Origin of the sequence: Polaribacter irgensii 23-P, from assembly GCF_000153225.1 — a bacterium.
Lineage (GTDB): Bacteria > Bacteroidota > Bacteroidia > Flavobacteriales > Flavobacteriaceae > Polaribacter > Polaribacter irgensii.
This window is the reverse complement of record NZ_CH724148.1, coordinates 1,228,238-1,254,879: the sequence shown is the minus strand read 5'-3', so window position 1 is coordinate 1,254,879 and position 26,642 is coordinate 1,228,238. Positions and strand designations below refer to the sequence as shown.

Annotated in this window: 23 protein-coding genes and 1 tRNA gene; 11 read left to right on the top strand and 13 right to left on the bottom strand. The window is 34.3% G+C overall.

Annotation, left to right across the window (positions count from 1 at the left end):
• Positions 1 to 108: 108 nt before the first annotated feature.
• Positions 109 to 2,643 carry a translocation and assembly module lipoprotein TamL gene (tamL, locus tag PI23P_RS05550; RefSeq protein ID WP_004569772.1) on the bottom strand — a complete coding sequence of 845 codons (2,535 nt, stop codon included), beginning with the start codon at positions 2,641 to 2,643 and terminating at the stop codon, positions 109 to 111.
• A 27-nt stretch (positions 2,644 to 2,670) separates the two neighbouring features.
• On the opposite strand from tamL, the gene PI23P_RS05545 reads away from it, so the two are divergent.
• A complete protein-coding gene (locus tag PI23P_RS05545; protein WP_004569771.1) occupies positions 2,671 to 3,402 on the top strand; it encodes a TrmH family RNA methyltransferase in 732 nt (243 codons plus the stop codon).
• A gap of 16 nt (positions 3,403 to 3,418) precedes the next feature.
• On the opposite strand, the gene porT is transcribed toward PI23P_RS05545, so the two are convergent.
• The 5 genes from porT to PI23P_RS05520 form a co-directional block, all read right to left on the bottom strand.
• The gene (porT, locus tag PI23P_RS05540; protein ID WP_004569770.1) at positions 3,419 to 4,114 is read right to left on the bottom strand and encodes a type IX secretion/gliding motility protein PorT/SprT; all 696 of its coding nucleotides are present in this window, start codon (positions 4,112 to 4,114) and stop codon (positions 3,419 to 3,421) included.
• Positions 4,114 to 4,842, bottom strand: coding sequence for a bifunctional demethylmenaquinone methyltransferase/2-methoxy-6-polyprenyl-1,4-benzoquinol methylase UbiE (gene ubiE, locus PI23P_RS05535; protein WP_004569769.1), 729 nt, complete (start codon positions 4,840 to 4,842; stop codon positions 4,114 to 4,116). The genes porT and ubiE overlap by 1 nt, the downstream gene beginning before the upstream one ends.
• Positions 4,843 to 4,886: 44 nt before the next feature.
• A complete protein-coding gene (locus PI23P_RS05530; RefSeq protein WP_004569768.1) occupies positions 4,887 to 5,792 on the bottom strand; it encodes a NifU family protein in 906 nt (301 codons plus the stop codon).
• Positions 5,793 to 5,931: 139 nt separating this feature from the next.
• The gene (locus PI23P_RS05525) at positions 5,932 to 7,332 is read right to left on the bottom strand and encodes an OmpP1/FadL family transporter (protein WP_004569767.1); all 1,401 of its coding nucleotides are present in this window, start codon (positions 7,330 to 7,332) and stop codon (positions 5,932 to 5,934) included.
• Positions 7,333 to 7,354: 22 nt separating this feature from the next.
• Positions 7,355 to 8,506 (bottom strand): hypothetical protein, encoded by a 1,152-nt coding sequence (locus tag PI23P_RS05520; RefSeq protein ID WP_155811761.1) that lies wholly within the window; start codon positions 8,504 to 8,506, stop codon positions 7,355 to 7,357.
• 175 nt (positions 8,507 to 8,681) lie between these two features.
• Between PI23P_RS05520 and proS the strand changes: the two genes are divergently transcribed.
• The 3 genes from proS (at position 8,682) to rpsT (ending at position 10,611) form a co-directional block, all read left to right on the top strand.
• Complete coding sequence (gene proS, locus PI23P_RS05515) at positions 8,682 to 10,160, top strand: proline--tRNA ligase (RefSeq protein ID WP_004569766.1); 1,479 nt, start codon at positions 8,682 to 8,684, stop codon at positions 10,158 to 10,160.
• Between the two features lie 95 nt (positions 10,161 to 10,255).
• Positions 10,256 to 10,327, top strand: a tRNA-Glu gene (locus PI23P_RS05510).
• A 32-nt stretch (positions 10,328 to 10,359) separates the two neighbouring features.
• Positions 10,360 to 10,611, top strand: coding sequence for a 30S ribosomal protein S20 (gene rpsT / locus PI23P_RS05505; RefSeq protein ID WP_004569765.1), 252 nt, complete (start codon positions 10,360 to 10,362; stop codon positions 10,609 to 10,611).
• Positions 10,612 to 10,902: 291 nt separating this feature from the next.
• Here the strand turns inward: rpsT and rodA are convergent, their stop codons facing one another.
• The 6 genes from rodA to PI23P_RS05465 form a co-directional block, all read right to left on the bottom strand.
• Positions 10,903 to 12,183: a rod shape-determining protein RodA gene (gene rodA / locus PI23P_RS05500; RefSeq protein WP_004569764.1), complete on the bottom strand. Its 1,281-nt coding sequence runs from the start codon at positions 12,181 to 12,183 to the stop codon at positions 10,903 to 10,905.
• On the bottom strand, positions 12,164 to 14,056 hold the full coding sequence (gene mrdA, locus PI23P_RS05495) for a penicillin-binding protein 2 (RefSeq protein WP_004569763.1): 1,893 nt from the start codon (positions 14,054 to 14,056) through the stop codon (positions 12,164 to 12,166). The genes rodA and mrdA overlap by 20 nt, the downstream gene beginning before the upstream one ends.
• 495 nt (positions 14,057 to 14,551) lie before the next feature.
• On the bottom strand, positions 14,552 to 15,379 hold the full coding sequence (gene mreC, locus PI23P_RS05485) for a rod shape-determining protein MreC (RefSeq protein WP_004569761.1): 828 nt from the start codon (positions 15,377 to 15,379) through the stop codon (positions 14,552 to 14,554).
• A gap of 22 nt (positions 15,380 to 15,401) precedes the next feature.
• Positions 15,402 to 16,430, bottom strand: a complete 1,029-nt coding sequence (locus PI23P_RS05480; protein ID WP_004569760.1) for a rod shape-determining protein — start codon at positions 16,428 to 16,430, stop codon at positions 15,402 to 15,404.
• An 85-nt stretch (positions 16,431 to 16,515) separates the two neighbouring features.
• Positions 16,516 to 18,045: a bifunctional phosphoribosylaminoimidazolecarboxamide formyltransferase/IMP cyclohydrolase gene (gene purH / locus PI23P_RS05475; RefSeq protein WP_004569759.1), complete on the bottom strand. Its 1,530-nt coding sequence runs from the start codon at positions 18,043 to 18,045 to the stop codon at positions 16,516 to 16,518.
• A 579-nt stretch (positions 18,046 to 18,624) separates the two neighbouring features.
• The gene (locus PI23P_RS05465; protein ID WP_026288403.1) at positions 18,625 to 19,077 is read right to left on the bottom strand and encodes a GAF domain-containing protein; all 453 of its coding nucleotides are present in this window, start codon (positions 19,075 to 19,077) and stop codon (positions 18,625 to 18,627) included.
• Between the two features lie 170 nt (positions 19,078 to 19,247).
• Between PI23P_RS05465 and PI23P_RS05460 the strand changes: the two genes are divergently transcribed.
• The 3 genes from PI23P_RS05460 to PI23P_RS05450 all read left to right on the top strand — a co-directional run bounded on the left by PI23P_RS05460 (position 19,248) and on the right by PI23P_RS05450 (position 22,446).
• Positions 19,248 to 19,652, top strand: a complete 405-nt coding sequence (locus PI23P_RS05460; RefSeq protein WP_018941903.1) for an HYC_CC_PP family protein — start codon at positions 19,248 to 19,250, stop codon at positions 19,650 to 19,652.
• 69 nt (positions 19,653 to 19,721) lie between these two features.
• Positions 19,722 to 21,998, top strand: coding sequence for a TonB-dependent receptor (locus tag PI23P_RS05455; RefSeq protein ID WP_004569755.1), 2,277 nt, complete (start codon positions 19,722 to 19,724; stop codon positions 21,996 to 21,998).
• A gap of 58 nt (positions 21,999 to 22,056) precedes the next feature.
• A complete protein-coding gene (locus PI23P_RS05450) occupies positions 22,057 to 22,446 on the top strand; it encodes a heavy-metal-associated domain-containing protein (RefSeq protein ID WP_238299980.1) in 390 nt (129 codons plus the stop codon).
• 106 nt (positions 22,447 to 22,552) lie between these two features.
• Here PI23P_RS05450 and ahcY read toward each other — a convergent pair whose 3' ends face one another.
• On the bottom strand, positions 22,553 to 23,869 hold the full coding sequence (ahcY, locus tag PI23P_RS05445) for an adenosylhomocysteinase (protein ID WP_004569753.1): 1,317 nt from the start codon (positions 23,867 to 23,869) through the stop codon (positions 22,553 to 22,555).
• A gap of 62 nt (positions 23,870 to 23,931) precedes the next feature.
• Between ahcY and PI23P_RS05440 the strand changes: the two genes are divergently transcribed.
• The 4 genes from PI23P_RS05440 (at position 23,932) to arfB (ending at position 26,349) form a co-directional block, all read left to right on the top strand.
• Complete coding sequence (locus tag PI23P_RS05440) at positions 23,932 to 24,558, top strand: 4'-phosphopantetheinyl transferase family protein (protein ID WP_004569752.1); 627 nt, start codon at positions 23,932 to 23,934, stop codon at positions 24,556 to 24,558.
• Between the two features lie 72 nt (positions 24,559 to 24,630).
• A complete protein-coding gene (gene pnuC / locus PI23P_RS05435) occupies positions 24,631 to 25,263 on the top strand; it encodes a nicotinamide riboside transporter PnuC (RefSeq protein ID WP_004569751.1) in 633 nt (210 codons plus the stop codon).
• Complete coding sequence (locus PI23P_RS05430) at positions 25,224 to 25,877, top strand: AAA family ATPase (RefSeq protein WP_004569750.1); 654 nt, start codon at positions 25,224 to 25,226, stop codon at positions 25,875 to 25,877. Before pnuC ends, PI23P_RS05430 begins: the two co-directional genes overlap by 40 nt.
• A gap of 67 nt (positions 25,878 to 25,944) precedes the next feature.
• Positions 25,945 to 26,349, top strand: coding sequence for an alternative ribosome rescue aminoacyl-tRNA hydrolase ArfB (gene arfB, locus PI23P_RS05425; RefSeq protein WP_004569749.1), 405 nt, complete (start codon positions 25,945 to 25,947; stop codon positions 26,347 to 26,349).
• Positions 26,350 to 26,642: the final 293 nt, after the last annotated feature.

Genomic DNA, 26,642 nt, shown 5'->3' with positions numbered 1-26,642 from the left:
TTTAATTAATAAATTCTTGATTTAGTTCAAAAATAGTGAAAATAGGTGCTTTTTGGTTTGAAGAAGGTATAAAATAACGAAAACGTTATAGACCTCTTAAGACACAAATCAAAAAGGATAGTTAATTCCAATGTTAGGAACTGCGCTCGCAAAATTGTAGTTTTTAAACCATTTACCTCCGCTTAAATAAGGCTCATAGGTTTTAAAACCAATATCAAATCTCAAAACGAAAAAACTTAAATCATAGCGCAATCCAAACCCAGAACCAATTGCAATTTCTTTTAAGGAAGATAAGCCACTAAATTTAGCATCTTCTTCAACAAATTGAGAACCTGAAATATCCCAAATATTTCCTGCATCCATGAAAAAAGCTCCTTTTAAACTTCCAATCAAATCAAAACGATATTCTGCACTTGTTAAAAACTTAAAACTTCCAACGTTGTACTCTAAACCACTATTTCTGCTCCCTGGTCCTAACCCATAGGTTTGCCAAGCGCGGATATCATTTGAACCTCCGGCAAAATAACTTCTTGTAAAGGGTATCGATGAGTTGTCATATGTAATAATTGCTCCTAAAAAAGATCTAATTCCAAAAACAGCGTTTGCTCCAATATCCCAAAACTGCTTGTACTCAATATCCGTTTTAAAATATTGCGCCAAAGGAATTCGAAAGAGTGTTTTTTTGCCATTTTCATTGTAGGTATCGGACAAAAAACCTAAAAAATTTCCTGAATTTGATATTCTTGCTTTAAAAAAAGAAAAATTATTATCTTTAAAATTTACCTGACTGTTGTACGTATACGCAAATGCCAAAGTCGGTATTAAAAAATCTGAGGTGACAATGTTGTACCTATTTTGAATGTTTAACACGGTATTGTAATCTCGTGAGTTCGAGCTTTTAAAATCTCTATTCCTAGCTACAGCGTCTATAAAACGCACAGAAGTTGCAGTTTGTGTCTCTAAATTTGTCGATAAAGGGTAAAAAGAAGTATTGTTAGCGATATCGTAGGTCTCGGCAACTGAATTTAGGTTTCTAAACTCAGAAGCATAAATATCAAAAAACCGGTTTGTATTCAAGTTCTGAATATACTGCGTATTGAACAGTTCTAATTGAATGGTTTTTTTTCTATTGTATTGCCATCTATAATCTGAGAGAAACGTAAATGTTTGCCTATCTAAACCGATATTTTTCTGGAAACTAGATCCCAAAGAAAAAAGTGTTCTTGGAGACATTCTTTTAGGAACCAACTTGCTCAAGCCAAAAGGGGCTACAAGACGAGGAATCTCCAAAGATGCGTCTGCTCCGATTTCCCAACCAGGGCCCGTATTGGCATTAAAATAGGACCCCAAAAAAGAAAATTTCAATAATTCTGCTCCTCTAAAAGCATTTCTATCTGTCAAAGAAAACTTCGCAGAAGAACCAATGTTTCTAATGTTAGAATGGGTCAATTCGGTTTCAAAGCCAAGGGTGTATTTTTCATTCGGTGCTAAAAACAAATCCATTCTTAATTCGTCATCAGAATCTTTTACCGGAGTAAATGTAATATTTGTGGATTTAAAGTTTTTAAGTGATTTTAAGTAATTTCTTGTTAAGTTCCTAAGCGTGTCTTTATAAATATCTCCAACATTAAAAAAGATAGATTGAGCAAGGTACTTCGGATTGTATTTTAGTTTATTGTATGCTAAGAAGTTAATTCCTTGATATCTCGTTTTTTCCTTGTAAGCTGCTGCTTTTTGAGTATATGTATAATCTGTAATTACATTAATTTCTGTAATCTTTTGAACTTTATACGGTTTCTTTGTATAATTTCCTCCCACTTCTTCAAAACGATCCTTCGCAATTAAAAGTTCTACATTTGTTTTATAATCTGTTCTTGTAGAATCTACATAAAAACCGATAGCAGCCTCAGAAAAATGAAAAATTCCATTGTTCCTAAAAAGTTTAATAAGGGTATTCGCTTCTTTTCTAAAAGTGACATCCTTAAATCGATCTCCTTTCATCAATAAAGATTGTGTACCCGTATCTTTATAAATAGTTTCTAAAACTGGAGAAGCTATTTTTATTTGAATCGTATCTAATAAAGTGGGACTACCTTTCTCAATATAGTAGGCTACCGATGCTTTTTTGTGAATGCTATCAAGTGTAACCTTTGAGCTGACTTTAGACTCAAAATAACCCTGCGTTTTGTAATATGACCATAAGTTATCTGAAGTTCTTTTTACTTTGTTGTCACTGATAACAACAGGCATGTCGTAGCTTAACAACCATTTATTTGCCTTTATAAATGCATTTGCGTAGGCAATACTCTGTTTCTCTGAAAATATAAACTTGATAAATTTATATTTCTTTGGGTTTTTCAAACCCCACTCTAAAGGTGTTTTTGGATTTTCGTGATTCCCTAAATTATGAAAAAATAAACCAATTGGCTTTGGATTGGGCTTTTGAAGAACATACTTTTCCAATGCTGCACTTTTATCGCGAATACTATCTACGTAAATATAATTTTGCTCAAGCAAGTGGGCTCCCTCAGCAATATGTTTAGTTGCATTGCACCCTACCAAAAAGAAGATAAGTAAAAAGCAAAAAAGAAGTTTTTTCATTACTTTCGCAATACGTTTAAAATCAAAAATAGTATATTTCATCGGTTTATTTCCAATTAGACACATTTAATGAGCATCTCAAAAAGTCAACTCAAACTAATCACAAGTTTATCGCAAAAAAAGTATCGACAAAAGCATAATTTATTTATTGCTGAGGGGATAAAGGTAGTCAATGAACTACTACAATCCGATTTTGAAGTTGCCTTAATTTTCTGCACAAATGAATTTAAAACGTCGCTTCCTAAAGCTAAAATAGTTCGAGTTTCAGAAACTGAATTAAATAAGATAAGCAGTTTAAAATCTCCCAATAAAGTGCTAAGTTTATTTAAAATCCCAGAAGACAAACCCATTCAAAATTCTGGTTTAATACTTGCCCTAGATGCCATCAATGATCCCGGGAACTTGGGTACTATTATTCGTTTGTGCGACTGGTTTGGTATTTCTCAACTCATCTGTTCAAAAGACACTGTAGACTGCTATAATCAAAAAGTGGTACAAGCCTCTATGGGATCTTTAACTCGGATTTCAATTCAGTATCTAGATTTAAAAAACTACTTAGACAAAAGCCCGTTACCTACCTTTATTGCAGACATGAATGGTGAAAATATTTATAAAACGAATGTACCTAAAGAAGGCATTCTTGTGATGGGAAATGAAGCTAATGGAGTGTCCGAAGAAATCAAGAATCAAGTTCAGCATAAAATTTCAATACCAAGGTTTGGAGAAACTCAGAAAACCGAAAGTCTTAATGTCGCGATGGCAACTGCCATTTTAATTAGTGAATTTAAACGCGATATGTAGTAGAGAGAAAAAAGACTTATTCAAAAGCGAAATTCAAAAATACCCCACGCGTTCCTAAAAAATTAATAGGGTCTGTCCATGTACTTGGTCCATTTGCAGGATCGTCATATTTAATTTCATTATTGATGGCAAAAACCCCTCGTATTGAAGGCGAAAACTTAAAGTAATACAAGTAGAAATCAATACCGATTCCAACTTCGTACATCATGTTATGGGTTTTCGTTCTAAATTGACCTGAGTGATTGTCCTTACCCCTTTCATTACTAGAAAAATTATAGTCGTAAGAAACCCCTCCTAAGAGGTATGGCCGGATATTTTTATACCTATCTGTACTGAATTTAAAAAGTAAAGGAATGTGTAAATAGGTAGAAGCTACCTCACGAATACGGTCTCTTGGAGTACCTAAATGATTGAAAAAGATTCTTTTAGAATTACTTACCAAACCGGGTTCTAATCTCAAGTTTAGGTTTTTATGCAACCTCAAATCAACGACCAATCCTACGTTAAAACCCGTTGTTGGTGCTACTGTAATATCAGTAGGAACACTACCATCTTTTAAGTTTAGTTTAAAGTCATTTTGATTCAAGCCCAAATAAAAACCAAAATGTAGCAGTTTATCATCAAAAGTTGGCAAGTACGCTATGCGCTCTCTTTGCGCAAAAAAAGACAAAGAGAAGAATAGGAAAAAAAACAAAACTCTTTTACTCTTCATTATTTACGTGCTATATAAATGGTAGCAACTCCAAAAGTTACGGGAGTGTATTTTGTATTGGTAAACCCGTTTTTTTGTAAAATATTGTTGAAGGCTTCCCCGAAAGGAAAAGAATTTGCAGATTCTGACAAATATGAATAGGCCACTTTATCTTTGGAGAAAAGTCTCCCTACGATTGGTAAAAACAAATTTGTATACAATTTATACCCCTGCTTGAAAGGAAATCTTGTAGGGTTAGAGGTTTCTAAAATAACCAACACTCCTGTTGGTTTTAAAACCCTTGCTATTTCTCTAATTCCCTTGTCTAAGTTCGCGAAATTTCGCACCCCAAAAGAAACCGTAATTGCGTCAAAAGTATCATTGTCAAAAGGCATTTCCTCAGAATCACCTACAATCATTTCTATTTTATCGGCAAGGTTTGCTTTGGCTATTTTTTGCTTTCCCACTTCCAACATTCCTGCTGAAATATCTAGGCCTATAATTTTATCCGTTTTTAGTTTCGACATCATCATGACCAGATCTCCTGTTCCAGTGGCAATATCTAAAATCTGCTTTGGATGCTCTCTTCCTATAATTTCAATTACTTTTTTACGCCACTTTATGTCAACTCCTAAAGAAATAATACGGTTTAAATCATCGTAATTACCGGAAATATTGTCGAACATTTGTGCAACTTGCTCTTTTTTTCCTAGTTCTGAATCTTTGTATGGTTTTATTATTTCTGACATATTATATCGCTTTGGGCTTTTGCAATTTGCTTGTACCAAATTTATTATCCATTAATTGCTACAACTTCATTAATTTGATCTGGCAGCATTTCTTTGAGCAAGTTCTCTATTCCATTTTTCAAAGTTGCCGTAGAAGAAGGACAACCACTGCAGGCACCTTGTAAAATAACACGCACTACTTTTGTTTGCTCATCATACGAACGAAAAGCAATATTACCACCGTCACTTGCAACAGCAGGCTTAATATACTCATCTAAGATATCCACAATTTGAGCTGAAATACCTTCTAATACCACTTCAGGCTCTTGTGCTTTGTTAGCAGTCTCAACAACTTCTTCTTTTGGTAATTCCTTAATAATTGTTTTTCCATCTGCCAAATATTCTCTAATAAACGTTCTCACTTCACCGTAAACCTCATTCCATTCTACCATATCGTATTTAGTAACAGAAATATAATTGTCCGAAATAAAAACTTGCTGTACAAATGGGAAATTAAAAATAGCCTGTGCAAGTGGAGATGACGCACTGGCTTCATCGATATTTTTAAATTCAACATCTGTTTGCGTCAATGCTTTGTTTGTTCCAAACTTCATTACTGCGGGGTTTGGAGTAACTTCAGCATATACTTCAATCGCTTCTTTTTTAGAAGTTTTTTGTTCATTTACAACAATATTTCCATCATTTAGAAATGCCTCTATTTGCTCTTTCACTTCTTCTTGGACATCTATCCATTCTAAAATATCAAAACGCTGGATTGCTATAAAGTTGGCGGTAATAAAAACCTTTTTTACAAAAGGTAAGTAAAATAGCTCTTGGGCTAACGGTGAGTTTTTAGCCTCATCTATATTGTTAAATTCGTAACTACCCCCATTAATTAAAATCGTGTTGCTGTTGTATTTTATTATGGTATTGTTGGTAGTCTCTTGTATGGTAATTTTAGTGTCTAACATGATTCAAAAATTGAAATGCAAAATTAAGGGAAAAAAGATAGATAGGCATATTTTAGAGCAATAAAAAGTCAAAACTCTTATAGAATTAACTCTTTACAACCGCAAGAAAATCAAAGTAATGGCTGCCTTTTGATAAAAACTACAAGCCAATTGTTAAGGTTGTTGTGAAAATACGATTGTCTGTTTGCAGTTCTATAGAATTTATCGAAGGGAACTGCGGATATGCATTGTAGAAAGAAGTTCTATTATTATTGCTATATGCAACATCTAATTTAAATTTTCCAAAATTATAGCCACCTCCAAAAGAATATCCTCGTAAACTATCGGAGTCTAATGCAACTGCTATTGGTGCTTGCGCAAAATTATAACCTCCTCGAACGCTAAAACTTTCAAAACGCCACTCAGTACCAATATTGAGAGCATGCGTATTTCTTAAACCATTCTGAAAAAATTGATTTTCGGCAGAGAAATCTGAGTTTGATAATCTAATATTTTGATATCTTTTATTGATATAATCTAGACTCAACAAACCTCGTTTACCAAAAATAAATGCAGCACTGGCAGTTAATTCACTTGGAGTTTTCAAGCTGTACATGAATCTTTGCGACGGAAAGAAGTTGTCCCCATATTCGTCGATATTGTTAGAATATGTAAATTCTGAGTCTTCGCTTGCAAAAATTTCGGTGTCTCCCATATGTCCATCATTATCTACAATGTTGGTTTCTTCTAACACTTCGGCAAACACTGTTGGCGTCTGATATGACAAACCAAATCTAAAATTCTTGTGTGCTTTGTATATAAAACCAACATTCAAAGAAAAACCTCCTCCTGTAGTGCTATTTTGCTGATATAAAGATGCATCCAATTCATTCCCGTCAGCATCGTTGTTAAACTCCACCAAAGTTGATTTTTGACCAAAGTTCAAATCATAGAAATTCAAACTAGCACCTACGTATAATTTCTCTTTATGAATGGAAGAAAAAGCAATATTTATTTCCGTTTTATCTCCTGAATACTCATTTGTAAAACGCTGCCCTTGCGCTTCATTGTAATTTAATACCGTTTCGTTGGTGTCCAGGGGATATTTTGTGAAAGTGGCGAATCCACTGTTACCACTAGCATTAAAACTATTTGTAAAATCTTTCGTAACCTGATAATTAATTCCCAAAACAAATTTACTCCAATCAGAGGCATACGCGCTCTTAAATACTAAGACTGCTCCAGCTTGCGCTATGTTAAAAAACTGATTTTCATTATTTGCAGAATTGCCATAATAATTAGATTCAATCGCAGTATTTCTTGAATTAAAAGAACCTGAAAAATAGCTGTTATTGTAAAAAGCTAACCCTGCAGGATTTATATTCATTACAGAGATATCTCCTCCCAATGCACCAAATGCACCGCTCATTGCAGCTACTCTCGCTGTGGTATTCGCATTGTCCTCAGAAAATAACAACGCTAGATTTTGATACCCTAAAGACTGCGCATACGAAATTGTGGTTAGCACCAAAAAGGCTGCTAATATGATAATTTTTCTCATTTTATGTTTTTGTAATTATAATTTAATTTCCTCCTCTTCTACCTGACGATGACGATGATGAACTTCTTCTGGATGACGAACTTCCGCGAGAACTACTTCTGGATGAAGAACTTCCTCGCGAACTACTTCTGGATGACGAACTACTTGATGGACTTCTCGTTGAAGAAGAACTCCTTTTTGCGGATGTGCCACTAGATGTACCTCTTGATGAAGACGAACTTCTTCTTATCGCACTTTGAATTGGACTGCTTCTTCTTGAGTTGGAAAAACTATTGTTCCTATTAGAGGTTCTTCCATTCGCAGTGTTTCTGAACGTTGAAGTCCTTCTTCTTACATTTGAACTTTCGTTTGCATTTTTTGAACTGAACCTTCTAATTGCGCTATCTGTAGCGGAACTCCGTCTACTGCTAGACCCCGCAATTGCATTCCTTGAATTTGCACTGACTCTTCTAGAATTGCTGTTATAAGCTGGCCTTCTTTGATTTCTTCTATTGTTGTAGTAGCTGTTATTAAAATGCTGATTATTGCCATGCGAATTTCCAAAATTTCCGTAGTAAGAGTTGTTAAAACCCCATCCAAAGCCCATATTATTTTGAAACGGGTACCAATAAGGATTATAACCCCAATTATTAAAACCATTGTTTCCTCCCCATCTATTTCCGAAACCCCAATTATTAAAACCGTTGTTTCCTCCCCATCTATTTCCGTAACCCCAGTTGTTAAAACCATTGTTATTCCATCCATAATTATTCCAACCGAAATTATTGAAACCTGGACCGAAGTTATTCCAATATGGGTCATTCATTAAATTTACATTGACAACAACATTGTTATTATCGTTTCTACCCCAAGAAGGATTTGTATTGTAATTTAAATCATCCTCTTGATACGTAGCATCTTGAGAATTATAACCGTCTACATCGGTGAAAATAACGGTCTCGTTAACATAATCAAGACGCTCTAATTCCTTTGTAAAATATTCAGTATCGTTATTTTCAACTGATTTTTCAGTTACCACAATAATTTGCTTGTTTTGTTGAAAGCCAGCATCGCTGTTATAAATTCCATCCTCGCTATAAACACTTTGATAGGTTCCACAAGAAACTAAAAACAAATTAGCAATTGCACATAGTATAAATGGATACGAAATTCTTATTTTAGGAGCGTTTTTCATACGTATAGATTTTAGCGTTCACATTAGTTTATCGTGTGATTGTTCAGCAAAAAAAACTAAAGATTATTAGGTAACTAACCTTTTTGTAGTAGTTTTGTAATGTTTCTTAAAACTTGAACATTCTTTTAATATATTTCACTATAAAGGTACCAATATTTGTGCCAAACTTTTTTTTATGAGTAAACATTTAACAAAACGAGCAGACGATTATTCGAAGTGGTATAACGAATTAGTTGTAAAAGCTGATTTAGCAGAAAACTCCGCAGTCAGAGGCTGTATGGTGATAAAACCTTATGGTTTTGCTATCTGGGAAAAAATGCAAGCAGAGCTAGACAGAATGTTTAAAGAAACAGGGCATCAAAATGCCTACTTTCCTCTTTTTGTCCCTAAAAGTCTCTTTGAAGCAGAAGAAAAAAATGCAGAAGGATTTGCAAAAGAATGTGCAGTGGTTACACATTATCGTTTGCAAAATGATCCTGATAATCCAGGAAAACTTCGCGTGGATCCAGACGCAAAATTAGAAGAAGAATTGGTTGTAAGACCCACCTCTGAAGCTATAATTTGGAGCACCTATAAAGGGTGGATTCAATCTTACAGAGATTTGCCTTTATTAATAAATCAATGGGCAAATGTAGTCCGTTGGGAAATGCGTACGCGCTTATTTTTAAGAACCGCAGAATTTTTATGGCAAGAAGGGCACACAGCACACACCACAAGGGCAGAAGCAATTACAGAAGCGCAACAAATGCAAGATATATATGCCACTTTTGCTGAAGATTTTATGGCCATGCCCGTAGTAAAGGGTGCTAAATCTGACAGCGAACGTTTTGCAGGAGCAGAAGACACCCTGACCATTGAGGCATTAATGCAAGATGGAAAAGCGCTACAGGCGGGTACTAGTCATTTTTTAGGTCAGAATTTCGCAAAAGCTTTTGATGTTAAATTCACTTCTAAAGAAGGGAAAAAAGAATATGTATGGGCAACTTCATGGGGGGTCTCTACCCGATTAATCGGAGGGTTAATTATGACGCATTCTGATGATAGCGGACTTGTTCTACCTCCAAAATTAGCTCCAATACAAGTTGTAATTGTGCCCATCTATAAAGATGAAACGCAGTTACAGGCTATTTCCGATAAAGTAGCGATGTTTGTAAAAGAATTGCGTGCAAAAGGAGCCTCTGTAAAGTTTGACGATAGAGACACGTATAGACCAGGTGCAAAATTCGCTGAATACGAATTAAAAGGTGTTCCAGTAAGGATTGCCATAGGCAGTAGAGACTTAGAGAACGGTACTGTTGAAGTTGCAAGGAGAGATACTTTTGAAAAACAAACAGTAGCTCAAGACGAAGTTGTTTCTTTTGTATTAGATCTTTTAGAAAAAATTCAGCAGAACTTGTTCAATAAAGCTCTTAATTTTAGAGCTGACAATACTACCGCTGTAAATAGTTTTGAAGATTTTAAAACCATTATAAAAAATAAAGGCGGGTTTGTATCTGCGCATTGGGATGGTACAGCAGAAACTGAAGATAAAATAAAAGAGCAAACCAAAGCGACAATTAGGTGTATTCCTAACGATGCAATTGAAGAAATTGGGGTTTGTGTTTTTAGTGGAAAGCCCTCTTCGAAAAGAGTGCTTTTTGCGAAGGCGTATTAATTTAAAAAAAAAAGCATTTTTTTTTAAATAATTATTGCACAATTTAAAAAACGTTGTATATTTGCACCCGCAATTAGGGCATACTTAATTGTTCTGGTCCGTTCGTCTAGGGGTTAGGACGCATGGTTTTCATCCATGTAACACGGGTTCGATTCCCGTACGGACTACAAAGTTTTAATAAAAAAACGAAACAAAGGTTATGGCAAATCACAAGTCAGCATTAAAAAGAATTAGAAGTAACGAAGCTAAAAAGTTACGTAACAAATACCAGCACAAGACCACAAGAAATGCGGTAAGAAATCTACGTACTTTAGAAGACAAAACAGAAGCAGAACAGAAATTAAATGCTGTCATTTCTATGCTAGACAAATTAGCTAAGAAAAATATTATTCACAAGAATAAGGCTGCCAACATCAAATCAAAATTAACGAAGCACGTAGCTGCTCTCTAAATTTTTATTTCTTTAAAATCAAAAACCTAAATATTTTATTTAGGTTTTTTTTTGTTTCTAACAATATACGAAATAGCTCTTTTAACAGATAGCGTCCTCTGTTTGTAATTTCAGGACTAAAGCTTTCGTATTTTTCTACCCCGCATAGCAATGGCTATCAATGAAACAGAAAGGTACTCCCCTTCAGTGTATTCTCTAAGATAAGCGGCACTACAACATCATTATTAAGCTGATTACGATCGATACAACTACTATCTACGAGGAGACGATAAACGCTGTATTTGCCCGTTGTTATAAATCATGATTTTTATGAGCATCCAATCTAACAAAAATAAAAAGTAAGATTGTAAAGCCCCACAAAGAAGAGCCTCCGTAGCTAAAGAAAGGCAAAGGAATGCCAACAGTTGGAAGTAAACCGATGACCATTCCTACATTCACAATAACATGAAAGAATAAAATTGACGCCAAGCTATATCCGTAAATCCGACCAAATTTATTTGTATGTGTTTCCGCTAAGTACACAATGCGATACAACAAAATCATAAACAAAATAATCACAAAAGAACTCCCTACAAAACCCCACTCTTCACCGATTACGCTAAAAATATAGTCTGTGTGCTGCTCTGGAACGAAATCACCCTGAGTTAAGTCTCCTTTTAAAAATCCTTTGCCATTAAACCCTCCTGAACTTATCGTCAATTCCGATTGATATGAGTTGTACCCAATACCTTGATTGTCTTTTTTTAACCCAAGTAAAATTTCAAAGCGATCTCTGTGGTGCTGCTTAAAAACAGTAGTATAGGCATATCCCGATCCAATAATTAAAATAGCAACTACCACGTATAATGCTATAATTTTATACCAATTAAAACGCAAAAAACGCTTCCCACCTCTATAAATTGCATAAGCGCTAAGAATGCTGATCAGTATAAAGAAACCGAATAAGACCCACGAAACGCCAAATAAAATAGTTAATATAAATAAGACAATCACAAGAACTCCCGAAATGATATAATTTAGCGTTAGGCCCTCTCTGTGAAATACCAAGAAAAAAGATAAGTAAATAAGCGCAGAACCAACATCTGGTTGTAATGTGATTAAAAAAGCGGGTATGAATACAACAACAAAAGCTTTAATTTGATTTTTAACTAACTTAAAACTATACTGCCGATCACTTATTAGTTTCGCCACTGCTAATGCCGTAAATGCCTTTACAAACTCCGAAGGCTGTAGACCCAATACTCCAAAACTATACCAAGAAGTAGCTCCGTTAATTGTTTTCCCAAAAAGAAACAATCCAGCAAGCGTTGCTAAAGAAACAATATAAAAAATTCCTGAAAACTTCTCATAGAACTCAGAATTAAAAAAAAGAATTGTGATAATTAAAGGAATTGTTAGAAAGATAAAGATAAGCTGCTTCCCGTATTCAGTTGAAAAACTCAGCAATTCTAGGTCTTCCTCTGTTTTTGAGGCTGAATAAATATTGAACCAACCAAAGCTGACCAAAACTATAAAAATAAGCACCAAAAGCCAGTCAATACCGGCAAAAATATTATTTCGTTCCCTCCTCAATTTCTACCTTTTTTTTGGGGATTAGTTTGTCATATTCTGCTTGCAGACTAATCTTCATCATGTTCGTCTCTCGATACTTCGTTGCTTCAGAAATTTTACCGTTTAAATACTGCTCTATCAAAAGGCTAGAAATAGGGGCTGCAATTGCAGAACCATAACCACCATTTTCCACAAAAATAGCAAGCGCAATTTTTGGATTGTCTTTTGGTGCAAAAGCGACCAAAATAGAATGATCTTCCAACTTTATTCTTTCTCCGTTCACTACCGCATAATTCTCTGAAGTTCCTGTTTTCCCACAAATTTCAATTCCTTTCACTTGACTCCACCTACCTGTTCCTGTATTAAAAACTTCGTACATCGCTTCTATAACTGGCGTAAAATGTTCTCTATCAATCGTTGTTTGTTTTTTCTTCGTGAAATCCAAAAAATCTATTGGAGTATTGTTAACTTCTTTTAAAATATGTGGCGTGTAAAAAAAACCCTTATTTGCAATTGCAGCAGTAAAATTAGCCAACTGAATCGGAGTCGTCTGCACTTCTCCTTGTCCAATAGCATTTGAGATATTTGTAGAGGCACTCCAAGCATATCTATACATGTCGTCATAATACTTTCCTGTAGGAATTAAACCGGGACTCCCCTGTGGTAAATCGTACCCTAAATAATTTCCCAACCCAAAACTTTTCACGTGTTCACTCCAAGCATCTAAACCCTCAGAAGGCTTGTTATTTTTTTGAATAATTCTCTTATAAATATTTGAAAAATAACTATTACAAGACTTCGCAATAGCCGTTTTTAATTGAATCGGTTGTCCATAGATTCCACAGTGGCAACCCATAAAATCACTCGCCCGCCCCCCATACTGGTAACCATGATAACAATAAAAAGAAGTTTTTTGCGTAATCACACCTTCTTGTAACCCAATTAAAGCATTCATCATTTTAAAAGGTGAACCAGGCGGATAAGAAGCTTTTAATCCTCTATCATATGTTGGCTTTGCCAAATTTTCTGGATCCATTAAGATTACCGAATTTTTAGATCGTTTTCTACCAACCAACATGTTTGGATCGTAAGAAGGAGCAGTAACTAAAGCTAAAATTTCTCCAGTACTCGGCTCTATGGCAACAATACCTCCTCTTTTACCCTTCATTAACTTTTGAGCGTATTCCTGAAGTTGAATGTCTAATGTTAACTTTAAATCTTTACCATTTTTTGCCAATGTATCTTTATCTCCATTCTTAAAGGAACCTGTAACCTTATTAAAATTATTCCTGTTAAAATATTTTTTTCCTTTCCTACCTCTTAAAAAATCTTCGTATTGTTTTTCAATACCATCTTTGCCAATCAACTCACCGGCTTGATAGTAACTGTTTGTTTTTGCAAGTTGTTCATTTACCTCGCCTATATACCCCAAAACATTTGCTGCGGCATTTATAGGATACTCTCTAATAATTCTTTTCTGGATAAAAAATCCACGATACTTGTGAAGCTTCTCTTGAAGAAATGCAAAGTCTTCTTTTGCTAACTGTTTTAAAAAAACTGAAGGGAGGTAAGAAGCGAACGCATCTGCTTTCTGGTATCTCCTTAAAAAATCTTTTTTAGTTATTTTTAGTAGCTTGCAAAATTCTAATGTATCTAAAGCGACTACTTGATTTGGCTGCATCATAACATCATAAGAAATTTGGTTTGCAACCAACAACACCCCATTTCTGTCATAAATATATCCTCTTTCTGGATAATCATATTCTGTCTTTACTGCAGCATTGTGAATTGGATCATATTTTTCACCCCTAATTATTTGGAGTTGAAATAAACGACCTATAAAAACTACACCTACAAGCGTAATTAAAAAATAAAGTAAAAAACTTTTTTGCATTATTGTTTTTTAGAAAAAATGTAAACCACCAAGAAATAAAGTACCAATGTAAAAAAACTTGAATAGAGTGTATTCAATACCACTTGAGAAAAATTCTCAAAACTAAAGTTAGCGAAAGAAAATAAGATAAAATGATGGACCAATGTTAAGGTGGTAACATAGTTAAGCTTCTTCCCAAAAGGTTCTAAATCCAAATTAAAAAAAGGATAATCTACTTCATATTTTCTAAAAAAAACGCTCACAAAAAATAATCTCAAATACGCAATTGTCAGCGTTGAAAAAGCGTGAATCCCACTAGAGTCAGAAAAAAAATCCACACTTAACCCCAATAAAAAGGCAACGAATAAAAAGCCAAATCTATTTTTTTTCAAGGGAAATAAGAAAATGAAAATAATATATAAATAAGGGTTTACATGCCCTAAAAATAAAATGTTATTTAAGACGAAGACTTGCAGTAAGACTACAAATAGAAAAAGAATTCCGAAGGAGATTGTCTTACTCATTGATCGTATTTTCTAACTCTTTAATTTCATATTTATGTAAGTTCTTGATAATATATACTGGCCCAACACTACTCATATCATTAAATAACCTCACATCAATCGCGTTGTCTGCCGCATTGTTATTATCTACCCCAACTACGATTCCAATCAAAATACCCTCTGGAAAAATAGTAGATTTCCCGTCAGTTTCTATAGTATCTCCAATTTTCACTACCGCTTGCCTCGGAATGTCTGTTAACTGAAGAATTCTATAATCTTGCCCATCCCATTTTAAAGAACCAAAATATCCGCTATTTTTCAACCTCGCATTTAATTTGGAATTTTTGTTAAGCACTGATTGAACTCTTGTGTAGTTGAGAGAAACTGTTTCCGTAATTCCAATGATTCCTTTCCCGTTCACAACTGCCATTTCTTTGCGGATACTATCATGTATCCCTTTGTTAAGAGTAAGATAGTTGAATGCCTTCGTAAAGTTATTATTAATAATACGCGCATTTGAAAAAGTGTATTTTTGAAAGTATTTTATCGTATCTATTAGAGTGGAGTCTGTAAGAAAAGTCGTTTTTTGTTTTTGTTCTAAGCGATTTCTCAGGAGGGTATTCTCCACTAGTAATTCATGATTCGTCTTCTTCAAACTAAAATACTCCGAAATACTAAAGGTATAATTGTAGAAACTACCAGTCACGGCGTTTGCAGAAGTAACATACTTACTTTTGTGAAAATTTAGATTGGTGAAAATGAGTGTTAAAGCGATACATTGCAACAATAAAAAGAATAAAAAATATTTAAACTTTCGAAAAAAGTAAATCAGTTGTTGCATTTTTTTTAACGAGTCTAAAAGCTTATTTCATCAATACGCTTTTGTATTTATCTAATTCTTTTAAAGCAATTCCAGTTCCACGAACTACCGCTCTTAGTGGATCTTCCGCAACATACACAGGCAAGTCTGTTTTCCTTGAGAGTCTTTTATCTAAACCTCTTAACATAGAGCCTCCTCCAGCTAAATAAATGCCGCTGTTATAAATATCCGCAGCTAATTCTGGAGGTGTTTTTGACAGCGTTTCCATTACGGCATCTTCTATTCTTAAAATAGATTTATCTAGTGCTTTTGCAATCTCTCGATAAGAAACCTGCACCTGTTTTGGCTTACCACTTAACAAATCTCTTCCTTGCACTAACATGTCTTCTGGCGGAGTTTCTAAATCTTCTGTGGCTGCACCAATTGTGATTTTCACTTTTTCTGCAGTCGTTTCGCCTACATGTAAATTGTGCTGCGTGCGCATGTAATACATAATATCATTTGTAAAGAGATCCCCTGCAACTTTCACCGATTGATCACAAACAATACCTGCTAAGGCGATTACTGCAATTTCTGTTGTTCCTCCCCCAATGTCAATAATCATGTTCCCTTTTGGCTCCATAATGTCAATACCAACACCTATTGCTGCTGCCATCGGTTCGTAAATTAAATAGATTTCTTTGGCATTCATATGTTTTGCAGAATCTCTAACGGCTCTCTTTTCTACCTCTGTAATTCCGGACGGAATACAAATTACCATGCGCAATGCTGGCGGAAATAATTTCTTTTTGATCGACGGAATCTGTTTTACAAATTCTTTAATCATTTCTTCAGAGGCCTGAAAATCTGCAATAACACCATCCTTTAAAGGGCGAATTGTCTTTATATTTTCATGGGTTTTCCCTTGCATTAAATTGGCTTCTTTTCCAATTGCAATGATTTTACCAGTAGTTCTATCTCTTGCAACAATAGAAGGGCTGTCAATAACCACTTTTCCTTTGTGGATTATTAAAGTATTTGCGGTTCCTAAATCAATCGCAATATCTTCCGTCATAAAATCAAAGAAACCCATAAAATATTTTTATTATATTGTTATAACTACCATTCCTATTCTCACAAATTTACTAAATTTCTTATTGCAAACAACCTATAAATAATTAATGTTTAAAATGTCTAATTCCAGTCATAACCATAGACACATTGTTCTTGTTACAGTACTCAATACTCAATTGATCTTTAATAGAACCACCAGGCTGAATTACACTTTTTATACCTGCTTTGTCTGCGATTTCTACACAGTCGGGGAAAGGAAAGAAGGCATCACTTGCCATTACACTGCCATTTAAATCAAATTTAAAAGAACGCGCTTTTTCGATTGCTTGGTTTAAAGCATCTACTCTACTTGTCTGTCCTGTTCCTCCTGCTAACAATTGCTTATTTTTTACTAAGATAATTGTATTTGACTTTGTGTTTTTACAAAGCTTAGAAGCAAATAACAAATCTTCTAACTCACTTTCTGAAGGCTTCGTATCGGTTGCGTATTTCAGATCTTTAAGGGTGTCTGTAATGCTGTCTTTATCCTGCACTAAATTTCCATTTAAACACGTTCTAATCGAAGTTGTTGGCAACGCAACCTCTTTCTGAATTAGAATAATTCTATTCTTCTTTCCTTTCAAAATTGAAAGTGCCTCTGTTTGATAACTTGGCGCAATTACGACTTCGCAGAATAGTCCGTGAATTTCAGTTGCAGTAGCTGCATCTATTTCTGTATTTGATATTAAAACTCCACCAAAAGCAGAGACTGGATCTCCTGCTAAGGCGTCTACATATGCTTGTTTAATGGTTTCCCTTTGTGCAAAACCACAGGCGTTATTATGCTTTAAAATAGCAAAAGTAGGTGCCTCTCCTGTAAATTCAGCTATTAAATTTACGGCAGCATCTACATCTAATAAGTTGTTATAACTCAATTCTTTCCCGTGTAGCTTGTCAAAAATCGCTTCTAAATCTCCAAAGAAATATCCCTTTTGATGCGGATTCTCACCATACCTAAGTACTTGTGCTTTTGTTTCACTAACTTTTAACACCGGTGTTTCACCCGCGTTGAAATAGTTAAAAATTGCGGTGTCGTAATGTGAAGAAATATTAAAAGATTTTGCTGCAAACATCTTTCTCTGCTCCATGGAAGTTGCTCCCATGTCTGCTGTTAAGATTTCTAAAAAGGCAGCATACTGATCCATCGAAGAAATGGTAAAAGTATCCTTGAAATTTTTTGCAGAAGCTCGAATCAAAGAAATCCCACCAATATCAATTTTTTCTACAATGTCCGCTTCAAGAGCTCCCGAGGAAACTGTTTTTTCAAATGGATATAAATCTACAATAACTAAGTCAATTTGAGGAATATCAAACTCTTCTAACTGCGCAATATCTCCTTCGTGATCTTGTCTGTTTAAAATCCCACCAAAAACTTTTGGATGCAATGTTTTTACTCTTCCTCCTAAAATCGAAGGGTATGAAGTTACTTCTTCAACAGGAACCACAGGAATCCCCAATTCTTTAATAAATTTTTCTGTACCACCTGTAGAATAAATGGTAACATTTAATTGATTTAATTTTCTCACAATAGGTTCTAAACCGTCTTTGTGAAAAACGGAAATTAATGCAGATTTAATTGTTTTTGAAGTGCTCATTTTGTTGTGTTGTTAAGCACACAAAATTAAGAAAACTATAAGGTTACTACAATAGTAATTTTATAAAAAAAATACAGCTTGTTTTTATTCGTATTTAGCACATAATTATATTAATAAAAAATTATGTACGCCACACAAAAAATATCTTTGGTTGACGTTATTTACGAAGAAAAGACCACAAAGTTGTTGCTTTTTAAAATTTATAAGCTCCTCCGGAAAAATACGTAACATTTTGTCATGCATGCTAAACCTTGAAAAAACAAAAAAGATTTTTACTTGAATCCTGAGAGCATTCCTTGAATAATACAAAAATAAAATTTATTCACTATTTTCTAAAAAATCTCGGAACCATTCTATGAATTTTTCTTTAAAATTTTTTGGTTTTTTTTGTCTTTCTGCTGCAAAAGAAAAGGTGCTTTCTCCTTTGGAAATTGATTCTGAATGCCGCCCTTTCATTATTTAGGGGAGCTTAATGATTAGAAATTTTCTTTAAAAACTTATAATCAAACACATGACAAAAAAAGAAGTTTGGCAATCCCTGAAATCAGTGTTTTTCACTCCACCGCTTGTGAACGAATCTCATAAAATTTCTGCCACTTTTTTACAAACAAATTCCAATAATTCCTCATCATCTGCAGTAAAAACGTTTGCTGTATGGGAATCGATATCTATTTGACCTACATTTTCATCATTCACAAAAATCGGAATTACAATCTCAGACTTTACTTTCCAACCACAAGAAATATAATTCTCTTGTGCAGAAACATCTTGCACCACGAAATTTTTATTGCTTACTGCCACTTGACCACAGATCCCCTTTCCAAAAGGAATGATCGTATGCTCAGTTTCCTCACCTGTGTATTGCGCTAATTTTAGTTCATTTTTATCTCCATTTTTAAAATAAAATCCAACCCAATCATAATGCAGAATTTCACGCTCCAACAAATCACAAATTGCCTGCAACCTATCCATTGTTTGCCCATTTAGAGAAAGGGCCTTCTCTACTTTACTTTTTAATATATCTATTTTCATTTGGTTTTGTTTTGACATGGCGAACGTAAATAAATTCCAGTTATTTGCCGAACAAAAATAAGCTGAATAATACCAAATACAAATGATTTGAACCCTTTTGTGAGTAATAGTCACATTATCAAACAATTTAACAAAAGATTTACATTTGTTATTGTAAATTTGTACCCCGTATGAAAAGTAGTTGCCTTAAAATATTTTCCACCTTTTTAGCCTTTCTAGTGCTATTCTCAACCCTGTCTTTCACTGTTGAAAGCCATTATTGTGGAGATTTTTTAGTAAACACTTCATTTACTGGACATGCAACTAATTGTGGTATGAAAATGTCACAAAAAACAGCAACAAATCAGAAATCCTGCTGCACAGATGTAATCATTAAGACAAAGGGACAAGATGAACTGCACCAATTACCTTTTCAACAAATAGATTTTGAAAAAGCACAATTCTTACCCATCTTCCTTTTTTCTTATGAAGTTTTGTTCCACGACAACCCTCCTAAAGAGCAAATTTACAAACAAGCTCCCCCCACAAACATCCCCATAAACTATCAGATACTATATCAATCTTTTTTAATTTAATTTTATTCTAATTTCAAATAAAAACTTCTATCGAGGAGTACTTTTTTAATTATTATAAAATATATATCAATGAAAAAATACGCTATCAGTAGCTTCTTGCTACTATTACCAGCGCTAATTCTTGCCCAAACAAACCTTAAGGGCATGATAATGGATGCACAAAATCCAAAAAATAATCTCGGCGTTTCTGGCGCAACCGTAAATTGGTTGGGGACAAATATTGGAGCAATTACCAACAAGAAAGGCTGGTTCACCATTCCATATAACATCCAAAATAAAAAATTAATTGTAAGTTATATTGGGTACAAAACGGATACCATATCCATTTCTAATACAACCCCCGTTCACCATTTCATCACTTTAGCTGGTGAACTGAGTGAAATCACTATTCGAAGTAAGCGAAAAGCAATTCAAAAATCTCTATTTGCAACCGCAAATACTTTTACTGTGAACAATGATGAATTGTTAAAAGCTGCCTGTTGTAATTTAGCCGAAAGTTTTGAAACCAACCCGTCTATAGACGTCAGTTTTTCTGACGCGCTTACTGGAACACGTCAAATACAAATGCTCGGACTTAAAAGCCCTTATTTACAAATTATGCAAGAAAATATTCCGTCTATTCGGGGTGCTGCTCAAGCATTTGGATTAACATTTACACCAGGAACTTGGGTAGAAAGCATCCAAATTACAAAAGGAGCAGGATCTGTTGTAAACGGTTTTGAAAGCATCTCAGGACAGATAAATGCCGAATTGGTAAAACCTTTTTCCGATGCTAAATTCTTTTTAAATGCATACAGCTCATTGAACGGAAGGTTCGAATTGAACACACACTTAAACAAGAGGGTTTCAAAAAAATGGCAAACAGGACTTTATATTCATGGAAATTATAGAGGTGAAAAATTTGACAAAAATAAAGATGGTTTTTTAGATGCACCGCTAGCCAACCAAATAAATGTAATGAATCGCTGGCAATACACAGACGCACAAAATGGTTGGGTCAGCTTTATAACTGCTCGATTTTTAAATGATGAAAAACAAACAGGTGAACTTAATTTTAATTCTGAAACAGACAAAGTATACCCAAATTCGATACGAAACTCTGACGACGTGTGGGGTAGCGAAATTGATACAAAGCGTTTTGAAACTTCAGCAAAATTAGGATATGTTTTCCCAGAATTACCTTACCAGAGCCTGGGGCTGCAATTGGCGTATAGCATGCACGTACAAGACTCTTATTTTGGATTAAACGTCTATGATGCACAACACGAAAGTTTATATTCTAATTTTCTTTTCAACTCGATCATCAATGACACTAGAAATAAATTTAAAACAGGTATCAGCTTTACATATGATAAATATGATGAACTTGTGAATGAAACAAACTACAAAAGAAAAGAAAGTTCACTCGGTGCTTTTTTCGAATATGCTTTTGACAATTTAGACGATTTTAGTCTAACGGCTGGTCTTCGAATAGATACTCACAACCTACTCGGAACCTTTATCACCCCAAGAGTCCATTTGAGATACGCTCCTTGGGAAAAAGGAGTTTTTAGAGCTTCTGCTGGAAGAGGAAAAAGAAGTGCCAATATTTTTGCTGAAAATCAACAACTATTTGCGAGTTCGAGAGGAACGCAAGGAAATATTAATATTGATGATACCGACGGAAATATCTATGGACTAAACCCAGAAGTTGCTTGGAACTTCGGAGTTTCCTACCTACAAAGATTCAATTTATTTGATAATAAAGGAGATATTGTATTTGATTTTTATAGAACAGATTTTAGCAACCAAGTAGTAGTTGATTGGGAAAACCCCCAAGAAATTTCTTTTTATAATCTAGACGGAAAAAGTATTGCAGACAGTTTTCAGTTAGAAGTAAATTATGAATTGATAGACAACTTAAGCCTAAGGACTGCCTTCAAATATTTTGACATATCAACAGACTATAAGAGTGGAAAATTACAAAAACCACTGCAGCCAAACAAACGATTTTTTGCAAACCTCTCCTATGAAACAAAATTAAATGACAAGAACGCGCAATGGAAAATTGATCTTACTTTTAATAACATTGGCCGACAGAGATTACCAAACACCGCCTCCAATCCGATCGCATATCAATTGGCAACGCACTCGAAAAGCTACAGCTTGCTAAATTCTCAAATTACCAAAGTGTTCTCAAATACTTTTGAAATTTATTTTGGAGGAGAAAACATTACTAATGTGCAGCAAGAAAATCCTATTTTAGCAAGTGAAGCTCCTTTTGGACCTAACTTTGATACAACTATTGTATATGCACCTATTTTTGGCCGCGCAATCTATGCAGGACTTCGTTTCAAAATCAAATAAGCTTTCAGAAAAATTAAGTGCTCTCGTAAAATTAAAAATAAATCATAAAATAAAAAAGATGAGAAAATTAGTATTTATATTCAGTGTGTTTTTGATGGGCTTCTCCACTCAAGGACAAAAAGTAGAAAGGAAAAAAAACGCTAAGATTGCCTTTGAGGTAGATGGTATCTGCGGCATGTGCAAGAAACGTATCGAGACTGCCGCCTTAAAAACCAAGGGCATAAAATTTGCTATTTGGGATGTAAAAACACATCAATTAAACGTGATTTTAAACGAACAAAAAACAAGTTTAACAACGCTAAAAACAAACATCGCCGCTGCTGGTCACGATATAAAAAACTTTAAAGCAACTGAGGAGGCATACGCTTCCGTGCACCCATGTTGTATGTATAGAGATAGTAAAATTGTAATAGACCACGAAGGAGAACTAAAGAAACAAAATAATTAGAAAATTTAAAAGCCTCATAATAACTATTATGAGGCTTTTTTTTTGTCTGGTTTATCTGTAAATTCTAATTATGTAAAATACTCTAAACTATACTTACAAACGTTTATTAGTACCTGTAATGCTCTGGCTTGAATGGCCCTTTTGGAGTCACACCGATATACTCAGCTTGATCTACACGCAATTCTGTTAGCTCTACACCTATTTTAGCTAGGTGTAAGAATGCTACTTTCTCATCCAAGTGCTTTGGCAACATAAAGACATCGTTTCCGTAAGCAGCAGAATTTTTCCAAAGCTCAATTTGTGCTAGCGTTTGATTTGTAAATGAATTAGACATTACAAAACTTGGATGCCCAGTTGCACAACCTAAATTCACTAAACGTCCTTCTGCGAGTAAAATAATATCTTTTCCATTGACATTGTATTTATCTACTTGTGGCTTGATAGTATCTTTCGTGTGACCATGATTTTTATTCAACCAAGCCATATCAATTTCATTGTCAAAATGCCCAATATTACATACAATCACTTTGTCTTTCATTGCTTCAAAGTGATGCGCTTGTATGATATCTTTGTTCCCTGTCGTAGTGATTACAATATCTGAATTTGCAACTACAGTCTCTAATCTTTTAACTTCAAAACCATCCATTGCTGCTTGTAAAGCACAGATGGGGTCAATTTCAGTAACTGTTACAATAGAACCCGCTCCCTTAAAAGAAGCTGCTGTTCCTTTACCTACATCTCCATATCCACAAACGGTTACGCGCTTTCCTGCTAACATTGTATCCGTTGCTCTTCGAATTGCATCTACTGCAGATTCTTTACAACCGTATTTGTTATCAAATTTAGACTTGGTAACAGAATCATTTACATTAATTGCTGGCATTGGTAAAGTTCCATTTTTCACTCTTTCATACAACCTGTGAACTCCTGTTGTAGTCTCTTCTGACAATCCATTAATTCCAGCAGCTAATTCTGGATATCTGTCCAGAACCATGTTTGTTAAATCCCCTCCATCATCTAAAATCATATTCAACGGTTGCTTGTCTTCACCAAAAAACAAAGTCTGTTCAATACACCAATCGAATTCCTCTTCAGTCATATCTTTCCAAGCGTAGACAGAAGTTCCTGCGTCTGCCATTGCAGCTGCAGCTTGATCTTGTGTAGAAAAAATATTACAAGAACTCCAAGTTACTTCCGCACCTAAAGCTTGTAATGTTTCAATTAAAACCGCTGTTTGAATTGTCATGTGCAAACAACCCGCAATTCTTGCCCCTTTTAAAGGTTGCTCATTTTTATACTCTTCTCTCAAAGACATTAGTCCTGGCATTTCTGCCTCTGCCAAATGAATTTCTTTTCTACCCCAATCCGCTAAAGAAATATCTTTTACTTTAAAAGGTACGTACGTGGCTGTTTTAGTGCTCATATTTTGTATATTTATGTTCTAATTTTCGAACTGCAAAGTTACGACATCCATTTCAAAAAAGTATGCCTCTTTACAAAAGTTTAACGGTTGATTCTAAGACGAAAGTACTCATCTGGAATATTAAGGAGTATATTAACGATTTAAAAACAAACGTTTTATTGACAGAAAAAAGTCAAGTGCGTTTAAATAGCATGAAATCAGAACTGCATCAACGCGGGTTCTTGAGCGTGCGCCACCTCTTAAAAGAAGTGGGATACTGCGATGCCGATTTATTTTATGACCACTACGGAAAACCCCATCTAAAAGATGGAAAACACATTTCAATTACCCATTCCTATACATTTTCGGGAATTATCATTTCAGACGAAGTCCCGGTAGGTATTGACATTGAAAAGCAACGAGATAAAATATTAAAAATAGCTCATAAATTTACACCTATTGAAGAGTATAAAACAATTGCAAATCACGAAGCCTTAATTCGTAAACTTACTATTGTTTGGGGTGCCAAAGAAAGTTTGTATAAAATCTATGGTAAAAAAAGCTTGCTTTTTTTACACCATATTTTTATTGACGACTTTAATTTTATAAATAAAAAAACAATGGGATCCATTCGATATGAAGGACAGACAGCTCCCTATGGCATACATTTTTTAGAGTTTGAAGGCTTTACCTGCGTATATGCGCTGTAAGTTTTGTTTTCTTTGAATATAAACAAGCTCGATAAAGGAAAATCCTTAAATTTGTAAGCGCAACAATAATAAATGTTAGAACTATTTAATGTCCTTTTTGAACAATACAAAACCTACGAAACCGTGGATATTGTGTTGGAAATTATTGCAGTAATTTTTGGTTTTTTATCCGTTTGGTTTTCGAAACAAAATAAAATATGGGTTTTTCCAACGGGAATCATCAGCACCATTATATTTGTATATCTATTGCTAAAATGGGGACTTTTAGGGGACATGATGATCAATGCTTATTATTTTGTTATGAGCATCTATGGATGGTATCTTTGGACTCGTAAAAATGACAACATCCATTTTACACCAATTACTAAAATGACTTCTAAAGAAAATAAAATAGCAATACTTCTCTTCATAGCAGCATTGCTCTTTGTTTTTATTATTTATAATATTTTTGATAAATGGACCCACTGGACTGCATATATAGATACCATTACTACCGCAATTTTCTTTGTAGGTATGTGGTTAATGGCAAAACGTAAAATAGAGAATTGGATTTTTTGGATTGTCGGAGACCTCATTTCTATACCTTTGTACATTTATAAAGGTTTTGCATTTACAAGCTTTCAATATTTCGGATTTACTTTTATTGCCATTTTTGGTTATTTAGCATGGAAAAAAAACTTACACAAGACCCAATTAACCTCGTAAAAGTTGTTTTATTTGGTCCTGAATCTTCAGGAAAAACGACCCTTTCTGGGCACTTAGCACGGTATTATAATACGGTTTGGGCACCAGAGTTTGCGCGTGAATATCTTCAAAGAAAATGGAATAATGAGCGTAAAACATGTCAGCAAGAAGACATTGTTCCAATTGCCATTGGCCAAATGAACTTAGAAAATAAATTGGCTAAAAGAGCCGACAAAGTACTCATTTGCGATACTGATCTTTTGGAAACAAAAGTATATTCTGAAGAATTTTATGGAGGTTTTGTCGATGCTAAACTAAATGAAGCAGCAAATACAAATGAATATGACCTCTATTTGTTAACTTACATAGATACTCCTTGGGAAGCAGACGATTTGCGTGACAGACCAAAACAACGTTTAGAAATGTTCAAGGCTTTCGAAAATGCATTAAAAAAACATAAAAAAAATTATATCATACTAAAAGGTGATAAGGAGACGCGGTTAAAAAATGCGGTTGAAGCGATTGATAAAATCATCGCGAACAAGAAGGATTTACATTCATTCTCAACCTCTTTATTTAATTTGGATATTCCATTTAAGCATCAAAAGAATAATTATAGAAATTCTTTTGACTAAATAAAGATCAAAAAAACTAGTGAAACAAGAATAAGGTGCAATTGATTTCAATAAAATAACAGCCTCAATGAATACCGAAAACATCTTAAAAGAACTTGGATTTAAAGCAACAAGAAGTTCTGGGGCGGGAGGACAGCACGTGAATAAAACGTCTTCCAAAGTGGAACTATCCTTTAATCTCGAAAACTCTCTTGCGCTCTCAGAAAACGAAAAAGAACTTTTGAAGAGCAAACTTTCATCAAAACTAACCAAGGAAAATATTTTGCTTCTTTTTTGCGAAGAAACACGCTCACAACACAGAAATAAAGAAATTGTTATCAAGCGTTTTGTATCTGTTCTGAAAGCAGGTTTAATAATTCCCAAAAAAAGACGAAAAACAAAACCAAGCTATGGCGCTTTAAAAAGAGGGCTTGAAAGTAAAAAACGTGCTTCAGCAAAAAAAGACCTTCGCAAAAAACCAAAATTAGATTAAAATAATTCACTTTTCTGTTTCACAATCAATTTTTCCTACTTAATTTTGCCGCGTTCTCATAAAGGGGTGCCAATTTTTGTTCTTGATTTTTAGTTTTTAGTCCTTACAGATTCCTAAACTATTCGCATTTGAACCTTAAAAAGCTGAGATCATACCCATTGAACCTAGAACAGGTAATGCTGTTTAGGAAGCGAATGTTCAGCAAAGATCTTATGGATCTTTACTGGCGAATGCAAAAATGAAGCCTAGCTTCACACTTAATTATTCAATATTAATCACAAGAATAATTACCT